General features: G+C 64.8%; 8 protein-coding genes and 1 pseudogene. 2 read left to right on the forward strand and 7 right to left on the reverse strand.

What is annotated here, in order from left to right; all coding sequences use genetic code 11:
• Positions 1–156 precede the first annotated feature (156 nt).
• Positions 157–909: a heme ABC transporter permease gene (locus tag NKK47_RS34410; RefSeq protein WP_352579848.1), complete on the forward strand. Its 753-nt coding sequence runs from the start codon at positions 157–159 to the stop codon at positions 907–909.
• Between the two features lie 234 nt (positions 910–1,143).
• Here NKK47_RS34410 and NKK47_RS34415 read toward each other — a convergent pair whose 3' ends face one another.
• Positions 1,144–2,202 (reverse strand): D-TA family PLP-dependent enzyme, encoded by a 1,059-nt coding sequence (locus tag NKK47_RS34415; RefSeq protein WP_352579854.1) that lies wholly within the window; start codon positions 2,200–2,202, stop codon positions 1,144–1,146.
• A 145-nt stretch (positions 2,203–2,347) separates the two neighbouring features.
• Here NKK47_RS34415 and NKK47_RS34420 point away from each other — a divergent pair, with 145 nt between their 5' ends.
• Positions 2,348–3,034 carry a D-lyxose/D-mannose family sugar isomerase gene (locus NKK47_RS34420; RefSeq protein WP_352457149.1) on the forward strand — a complete coding sequence of 229 codons (687 nt, stop codon included), beginning with the start codon at positions 2,348–2,350 and terminating at the stop codon, positions 3,032–3,034.
• Between the two features lie 40 nt (positions 3,035–3,074).
• Here the strand turns inward: NKK47_RS34420 and NKK47_RS34425 are convergent, their stop codons facing one another.
• The 6 genes and pseudogenes from NKK47_RS34425 to NKK47_RS34450 form a co-directional block, all read right to left on the reverse strand.
• Complete coding sequence (locus tag NKK47_RS34425; protein WP_352579849.1) at positions 3,075–3,425, reverse strand: hypothetical protein; 351 nt, start codon at positions 3,423–3,425, stop codon at positions 3,075–3,077.
• A 17-nt stretch (positions 3,426–3,442) separates the two neighbouring features.
• Positions 3,443–4,231 carry an RDD family protein gene (locus tag NKK47_RS34430; protein WP_352579850.1) on the reverse strand — a complete coding sequence of 263 codons (789 nt, stop codon included), beginning with the start codon at positions 4,229–4,231 and terminating at the stop codon, positions 3,443–3,445.
• 64 nt (positions 4,232–4,295) lie between these two features.
• On the reverse strand, positions 4,296–5,327 hold the full coding sequence (locus NKK47_RS34435) for a stage II sporulation protein M (protein WP_352579851.1): 1,032 nt from the start codon (positions 5,325–5,327) through the stop codon (positions 4,296–4,298).
• Positions 5,324–6,628 (reverse strand): DUF58 domain-containing protein, encoded by a 1,305-nt coding sequence (locus NKK47_RS34440; RefSeq protein WP_352579852.1) that lies wholly within the window; start codon positions 6,626–6,628, stop codon positions 5,324–5,326. The genes NKK47_RS34435 and NKK47_RS34440 overlap by 4 nt, the downstream gene beginning before the upstream one ends.
• Positions 6,625–7,581: an AAA family ATPase gene (locus NKK47_RS34445; protein WP_352579853.1), complete on the reverse strand. Its 957-nt coding sequence runs from the start codon at positions 7,579–7,581 to the stop codon at positions 6,625–6,627. The genes NKK47_RS34440 and NKK47_RS34445 overlap by 4 nt, the downstream gene beginning before the upstream one ends.
• Positions 7,568–7,894 (reverse strand): annotated as a pseudogene (locus NKK47_RS34450) (DUF4350 domain-containing protein); the annotation flags it as partial. The pseudogene NKK47_RS34450 and the gene NKK47_RS34445, both read right to left, overlap by 14 nt.

Genomic DNA, 7,894 nt, shown 5'->3' on the forward strand with positions numbered 1-7,894 from the left:
AACGCTTCCACGCCATCGCCGAGGGCTTCGCTCTTGCAAATCCAAACTAATCCCCGCCAAATCAGATGTGTGCGCACGCTAGCCCGCAAGGGGAGAAGGGAAGACGTACCGCCGCTGCGGTTGCCGCAACTCCGCCGGCGGTCTATGTAAAGCCGCATGAGCGATACGACTTCACGCCTCTCCGGCTGGATGGACCTTGCCAACCCGACGCGGTTCGTCGGGCTGGCCGACAAGGTCGTGCCGTGGTTGGCGAGCGTCGCCGCCATCGTCCTCGGCGTGGGTCTCTATATGAGCTTCACGGCGCCTGAGGACTTCCAGCAGGGCATCACCGTTCGCATCATGTATATCCACGTGCCTTTCGCCTGGCTTGCCATGATGTGCTACACGCTGATGGCGGTCTCGGCACTGGGCACGCTGGTCTGGCGCCATCCGCTGGCTGACGTGGCGCTGAAATCGGCGGCACCTATCGGCGCCGTCTTCACCGCCCTTGCACTGATCACCGGTTCGATCTGGGGCAAGCCGATGTGGGGCACCTGGTGGGTGTGGGACGCGCGGCTGACCTCGGTCTTCATCCTGTTCCTGATGTATCTCGGCATCATCGCGCTGACCCGCGCGCTCGACGATGCCGGGCGCGCCGCCTGGGCCGCCGCCATCATCACCCTGGTCGGCTTCATCAACATTCCGATCATCAAATTTTCGGTCGACTGGTGGAACACGCTGCATCAGCCGGCGTCGGTGTTCCGGCTCGGCGGCCCGACCATCGATCCAAGCCTGTTGTGGCCATTGCTGGTGATGGCACTCGGCTTCACAGTGCTGTTCTTTGCGCTGCACCTAACGGCGATGCGCACCGAGATCTGGCGCCGCCGCGTCATTTCGATGCGCCGGGTTGCCGCGAGGCAGGCTAACTGACCGCCGTCGAGTTCCTTCGCGCCCCCCTCTGTCCTGCCGGACATCTCCCCCTCAAGGGGGGAGATTGAATGTCACCTATCGTTTCGCCAATCGCGAATGTTGAAAGAGAGGCGCTACCGGCGAAGGTACCGATCTCCCCCCTTGAGGGGGAGATGGCCGGCAGGCCAGAGGGGGGCGCTGTCCCTCCAGCGTTTGAAGGATTTTGTACCTGAAGCGCACGCGCTCCAGCTGGACTCATCCCATCCGTCCTCGCGCCTTGACCGGGAGCGTCTCGATCACCTTGTCGCCTTCGATCAGATGCACCTCGTCGAACAGGTTGGTGACGACGCAGCAATGGTCGGGCACGACGCGCACGCGCTCGCCGATGCGAAGCTCGGCGCCGCCTGACAGCGTGACGTTGCCGTGCTCTTCGCTGAGGCTGGTCACCCTTGCGCCTGAAATGCCCAGCAGCTCGCCGAAATCGGCGAGCCCCAGCGTATCGCTGGACAGGGCCTTGCTGCCGGCGTCGAGGATGGCGCGTATCGGCGTTGGGTGGCTGACCACCGTCGACAGCACCGTCAGTGCGCAATCGTCGAGGCTGCCGACGCCTTTGGTGACCTGGTAGCGGTCGAGATAGATGTAGGTGCCGGGCCGGTATTCGGTAACGACGCTGTGCTCGCCGGAACGCCACATATCGGGTGTGCCGCCGCTGGAGATGCGCTCGCAAGCAAGGCCGGCTGCGGCAAGCGCTTGCTGCGCATTGGCGAGCCACGCCTCGGTCTCGGCGGCGCGGCCTGCCGCCGGGTAAGTCATCAGGCCGCCGAAGACGAGCCCCCTGACCTTGTCGATCTCTTTGGCCAGCGCGACTGCCTCGCCGGCCGACTGTACACCGCAGCGGCCCATGCCGGTGTCGCATTCGACCAGCACCGGCAGGCGGTGGCCGGGATCGGTAAAGGTGGCGGCAAGTCCCATGAGCGTGTCCATGCTGTCCGTTGTCACCGACAGGGTTACGCGGCCGTGCAGCGCCTTGAGGCGCTCCAGCTTGGCCCGCCCGAGGATATTGTAGGGCAGAAAGATGTCGGTCAGTCCGGCGTCGGCCATGACCTCGGCCTCGCCGATCTTCTGGCAGGTGATGCCGACGGCGCCGGCCGCGATCTGCTTCTTTGCCCAGTAGGGCAGTTTGTGGGTCTTGATGTGCGGCCTGAGCTTCAGCCCGTGCCGGTCGGCATGGGCCTGCGCCCGCGCGATATTGGCTTCGGCGCGGCCGGCATCGATCAGGATCGCCGGCGTATCGAGATCGTCTATGCTGCGCATGGTCTCACCATCGGAAAATTGGTTGACCTTATGGCCCTGATCGGACCGCATGTCATGGGGCCAGCGACAGCAGTTTGCATCGACACCGGATGGGCGTTCGGCTATGCGGTTAGCGCTTGGAACGCGACGGGAAGGAACCACGACCATGAAACGCTCCGCCATCAACGACATCATCCGCGACGCCGACGCCTTCATCCGCTCTTTCGGCTACATCATGCCGCCCTTCGCCTACTGGACCCCCGAAGAGATGAAGGCGCGTCGGCAGGATTCGTCGGCAATCTTCTCCTCCCGGCTCGGCTGGGACATCACCGACTACGGCCAGGAGAAATTCGACGAGCTCGGCCTGTTCCTGTTCACCGTCCGCAACGGCCGCTACGAGGACATGAAGAAGGGCATGGGCATGCTCTATGCCGAAAAGATCATGATCTCGCGCAAGGACCAGTTGTCGCCGATGCATCGCCACAACATCAAGGCCGAGGACATCATCAACCGCGGCGGCGGCAAACTGGTGCTGGAGCTGTTCATGCATGATCGCGATGGCGGCATCGATCCGAAGGCCGAAGTATCGGTGCCTGTCGACGGAACCATCCACAGACTACCTGCGGGTGGGCTCCTGAAGCTCGACCCAGGCCAGAGCGTCACTTTGCTGCCGGGTGTCTGGCATGCCTTCTGGGCCGAGGGCAAGGACGTGCTGATCGGCGAGGTTTCGACCGTCAACGACGATCTCACCGACAATGTCTTTCGCGAACCAATCGGCCGCTTCGCGGACATCGACGAGGACACAGCACCGCTGCATCTGCTGGTGTCCGACTACGAGAAGTGGGTGGGATAGGGAAGGAGGTGGCGCTGGTTGGAAATGCCGGAACCGATAGCTAGGAGTCCCAATTCAGCTGCTGCAAAAATGTCCGAATACCGATTGTGCTGTCACTGAATTCGCTCGTGCTGTGCAGTGAAAAAACGATATCCACCGTGGGCGGCGCTTCTATTCTCGCTATTATTAGGCGCACTCCGTCATCTAGGATCTCAACGCCCGTTTCTCGTTTCCAATTTCCTCCCACTTGCTGAAGTCGGGGGGAGGAATCGTCGAATTGCTCTCGCATCGATTCGTCGTTTGGAAAGGGAGTGTCGGTGAGGCTGCTGAATTCTTCCCAGGACCCAGAGACCGCCGCCTGAATTGCGCGATCTATCCTGGATTCCTCAGTCGCGCTAATTTTGACCTGCATCCCGTCCCCCCTCCGGTCTACCGCGCATGCTTGTCGGCCCTGCGGTTGCCCAGCAGCAGCTTGCGTTCGAGATGCGCCCGTAGCTCGCCGTAGTAAGCCGTCAGGAACGCGCGTGCGTCATGGGCTTGGGGTGCCGCGCCGATCTTGCGTCCGATCGTTTCGGCCACCGTCCGCAGGGCGAAATAGTCGTCGCGGCGCAGCACCTCCTCCAGCTTGTGGAGTTCGGCAATCCCGTAGGCATCGAGTTGGGCGTGGCTGAACCGGAAGGCGCCGGCCGCCGGATCCTGCCGTGCCGACAGGTCTTCAAGCAAGGCGCGCTTCGGCGCCTCGACCACCCAGGTCCCCGCCAACAGGTCGCCGATCCGCATGCGGTCTCGATTGAACAGCGGGAACAAGGCAAACAGCAGCGTCCACACCAGTCCGAACACCGTCGTCAGCGTGTCGGCGAGGTCGGTCCCGCTGCGTCCAACGATGATCGACAGCGACAGGAACACCTCGATCTCGCGCATCAGGTTGCGGGCGATGACCTGGTCGATCGACAGGCCGTCTCCGCTGCGCGACGCGACCCGGATGCCGACGATCCGCTTGCCGGGCGTAGCCGCGCGCCGGCCCGCTTCGAAAACGATGAAGTAGGCGTTGCGCAGAAAGAAGATCAGGATGATCCAGACGACGAAGAGCGGCTGAAATCCCTCGCTGCCAAGGCCTCCCACCCCGAATAGCGCGACGATCGTGATCACGATTGCAGCCACGGCGATGAACACGATGTCGAGCAGGAAGGCGGAGGCCCGCGTGCCGGCGTCGGCCAACTTTATCCGGAGATCGACGCCTTCGGGCGTGATCAGCGGCCGTATAGCCGCGAAGGCGGCGCGTTTAACGATCGCCATGCCGCACCGCCCGGAACAGGTAGAAATAACCGATCCACAGCACCAGCATGCCACCGCCAATGCCGTAGCGCGTGACGTCGCTGGTGATGGTCTGCCTGCCAATGCCCTCGAGCAGCCCGGCAAACAGCAGCATGACCGAGACCCCGACCATGGCGTTCGCGGCGATGCGTCCGGCGCGAGCCGCTGCCGCCATGCGTGTCAATTCGCCGGGAAAGGCGATGCTGGTGCCGATGCGCATGCCCGCCGCGCCGGCCAAAGAGATTGCGAACAATTCGGTGGTGCCGTGGATGGCCAGCCAGCCGCCGAGCTCCATGCCAAGCCCCTTGGACCAGTAGACTTGGAACAACGCCCCGATCATGCAGCCGTTGAACAGCATCAGCAGCACCGTCGGCGCCGCGAAGGCGAAGCCAAGGGCGAAGGCCAGGATTGCGACCTGGACGTTGTGCGTGAACAGATAGGCGGCAAAGCCTGAGAGAAAGCCATTGTCGCCATCATAAAGCATGCCTCGCAGCAGTTCGGCCGAGGTGTCGGGGCCGCGGCCTCCTGCCAGGCCGGGCGGGATGATCGCGTCGAACCAGCTCTTGTCGGATGCCACCAGCCAGGCGCCTGCACCAATGCCGATCACCATCAGCGCGACCGACGCCAATGTCTCGCGCCACAGGTCGCGAATGGCTTCGGGCCAGTCATGCAGGAAGAAATCGGCGAGGCGCTGCCGCAGCCCGCGGCGTGCGCCGTAGAGATAGAAATAACCGCGCAGCGACAGCGCTTCGAGATAGCCGACCAGCGCATTATCGAGCGATGTCGCGCGCGCCACCGACAGGGAAGACAGCGCCGATCGATAGAGCAGCGGCAGCGACAGCAGCTCCTCTTCGGAAAGCGTCCGCGGCGCGCGCTTCTCGACACGCGCCAGCAGCGCCTCGAATGCCTTCCAGTCGGCCTCGCGCTCGCGGCGGAAGCTGGCCAGCGACTGGCGTACCGCGTCGCCGCGCACCGCATTGCCGCGTACCGGCGCCGTCACAGCAAATCCTCCTGCTTGAACTGCAGATAGCGCTCGACCAGCGCCGGACCGAGCCGGTTGTGGTCGGCTTCGATCACATGCGCCCCAAGCAGCCGCAGCCGGCCGATGACGACCTGCCTTTCGCGCAAGAGCCCTCCGGCAACGACCGCGCGGGCAACATCCTCGCCGGAGCGTGGCGGCAGGTCGGCCAGGCCCTCCAGTTCGGTGTCCTTCATCATCATGAACAGCACGAGATGCCGTTCGGTGAGCCGGCCCACGGTGCGCAGCATCAATTCCGCACTGATCGGATCGACGAAATCGGTGAAGATGATGACCAGCGAGCGGCGGTCGAGCCGCGCCGCCAGCGTCGTCAATGCCAGTGTGAAATTGGTCTCCTCGCTGGAATAATCTATCTCGGCGGCCCGTTTCTGGATCATCGCAAAGCTGGCTGGGCCGCGCACCGCGCCAGTCGAAACGCGCGGCCTTGCATCGAAGCCGAACAGACTGACCATGTCACCGCCCTTCAGCGCGATGAATGCCGACAGCAGGGCGGCCGTCACCGCCCGGTCCACCTTCGGCACCCCGTCAACTGGCTCGCACATCAGGCGTCCGCTGTCGATGGCCAGCACGATGTTGTTGTTCTCCTCGATGCGGAACTCGCGCGCCAACAGCTTGCCGTGGCGGGCGCTGCGCTTCCAGTCGATCATCCGCCGGCCCATGCCCGGCTGGTAATCCTTGAGCGCGTCGAACTCGCGGCCTTGACCGGCGCGGCGCTGCGCATGGCCTTCGGCAAGCGCCGCATGTTGCAGCAGCGTGATCGCCTCGCCGCGAGCGCTGCTGACGTCGGGCAGCACCGCAACCTTGCTTTCCACCGGCAGGACGACCTGGTTCCAGACCAGCCCGAACGGCCCGCGCCAGCGCACCCAGAGACGGTCGAAGCTGGCGACGCCGCGCCGCAGCGCCTGGAAGCGAAGGTCGAGCGACCCGCCTCCGCCGGTTGGCAAGGCCCCGCCGCTGCCGTCCACCGGCGCCAGCCGCCCATCGTGGCCGACGCGGGCCTCCGCTGCGCGCGCCCCCGAGTGACGGGCGGCGACGTGCACGCTGAACTCGCCGCCGACACCGACCTGCTGCGGCGCATCGATGCTGGCATTCAGCGATGCCCGGCCGCGTCCGGCCGCGGCATCCACCGCCAGGAAGGCAAGCAGCAGGCAACTCCACAGCAATCCCAGATACCAGAACGACGGCAGTGCCAGCGCGACCAGGAAGGCCGGCACCGCGCCGGCCGCAGCTGCCCATACCGCTCGGCCGCTGGGATAGATCAACGTGGTGCTTCCGTCTGGTCGACCAGGTCGGAGACGATCTGCTCGACCAGCCGGCCATCGATCTGTGCGGCAGGCGAAAGGATGACGCGATGACGCAGCGCCGGCACCGCCAGCGCCTTGACGTCGTCGGGGATCACATAGGCGCGTCCGTCCAGCGCCGCCCGGGCACGCGCCGCCCGCGCCAGCATGGCGCCGGCGCGCGGACTGGCCCCGACCTCCAGATCGGCATTTTCGCGCGTAGCCCGAACCAGCGCCGCTATGTAGCCGACGACATCGTCGACAAGGGTGACGGAGCCGACGACTTCAAGGGCCTCCTGCAGCGTTTCGCGATCCGTCTGCGCCTCGATGCCATATTGGGCGATGTCGTGCGAGGCGGAGCCGCCGCCGTGATGGACGATGATGGCTCGTTCTTCCTCGGGGCCGGGATAGCTGACGCGGTGCTTGAACAGGAAGCGGTCGAGCTGCGCCTCCGGCAGCGGATAGACGCCCTGGTGCTCGATCGGATTCTGGGTCGCGACGACCATGAAATTGCGGCCGAGCGAATGCGTGGTGCCGTCGAAGGTGACCGCATGTTCCTGCATCGCCTCGAGCAGTGCGGCCTGCGTCTTGGGCGGCGTGCGGTTGATTTCGTCGGCAAGCAGGAGATCGCAGAAGATCGGGCCGCGCGTCAGCGTGAACTGCCCGGTCTGGAAGTTGTAGATGTTCGACCCGACGATATCGCCGGGCATCAGGTCCGGCGTGAACTGGATCCGCCCGTAGGCGATCCCAAGCGCCTGGGCGAAGCAGCGCGCCGTCATTGTCTTGGCCGTGCCCGGAGGACCTTCCAGCAGGATATGCCCGCCCGCAAACAAGGCGGTCAGCATCAGGTCGACCGTATCGTGATGCCCGGTGATCGCCTTGGCCACTTCTTCCCTGATCCGTGTCGCCAGGGCCTTCACATCATCGACGTTCACCGAGCCTCCTTGCCGTCCAGTCATGCAGCCGTTCTGCTGCTTGTTGCATCTGCGTCAGATTCTTCGCCTCGCCGGCCGCTTGCGAGCGCGTCGTGAAGCCGCCAGCTTGCTCCTTATCGCGAGAGTCGAGCCAGTGGTCGAGCGCTTTGCCTTGCAACCCTTGCGGTGCGCCGAGCAGCGCGCCGGCGCGCACCCGCATCAACGCCGCATAGCGGCCTCCCAGCTCGTCCAGCCGGCCGGCACGCCGCATGAGCATCGCCGTCGTATCGACCAGCGCACGCTTGCCGAAGGCGATCGCGCGCTGGGCGATACG

It is taken from the genome of Mesorhizobium sp. M0019 (assembly GCF_040323975.1).
GTDB lineage: Bacteria > Pseudomonadota > Alphaproteobacteria > Rhizobiales > Rhizobiaceae > Mesorhizobium.